This is a genomic window from Halomonas sp. A3H3 (assembly GCF_000982975.1).
In the GTDB taxonomy this organism is placed as follows: Bacteria; Pseudomonadota; Gammaproteobacteria; order Pseudomonadales; family Halomonadaceae; genus Vreelandella; species Vreelandella titanicae.
Genome location: NZ_HG423343.1, coordinates 2,649,867 through 2,650,458 on the forward strand (window position 1 = coordinate 2,649,867; position 592 = coordinate 2,650,458).

Annotated in this window: 1 protein-coding gene; it reads right to left on the minus strand. The window is 45.6% G+C overall.

The window, feature by feature from the left end; genetic code table 11:
* Nucleotides 1–491: Tar ligand binding domain-containing protein (locus tag HALA3H3_RS11780; RefSeq protein ID WP_199105150.1), on the minus strand; the 491-nt coding region annotated here is incomplete at its 3' end.
* Nucleotides 492–592: the final 101 nt, after the last annotated feature.

Here is a 592-nt window from a genome sequence, read left to right on the forward strand (position 1 = left end):
ACAGCCTCAATTAACTGCTGATTTAAGTCACTCACCATTTCCCTTGCGGTATTAAACTGACTGCTGTTACCCGTATTCAATGCCTCCTCTAAGGGGATAATCCCCCGTTGGATCAAGCTCTCATAGGTGGCAGTCACGGTATCAGAAAGTGCCGACTCAGGCTTGGTGGCTTCAAACTCTGTAAAGTAATCTTGCGCAACTCGCTGAGCATCTTGGGCCCGAGCCAGGTAGTCACGGAATGAACTGGCATCACCTTTCTCAAACGCATCGAAGCTACTAACGTAGAAAAGCTGAGCGTAGGCTATGGATCGTTGACTGCGGCTAAGCGCTAAAGTGCGATCACCTGATAGATCAAGCTCTTTTAACGAAGTACTGCCCTCTTCGCCTGCCTGATAGCCTAGAAAAGCAATGGTTATTATTAATAATGAAAAGATGGCCAAAACAAGGGTTAAACCCAGTTTGACGGATAGATTACTAAGTACACGATTCATATGCGGAATGCCTCCAGGCCAGATCCATTAGCTTTTGGCAATTTATATAATCTAGCTAGCCTGGATTTCTCACAGGGTATAAAAGAAAGCGGCTGAAAGTG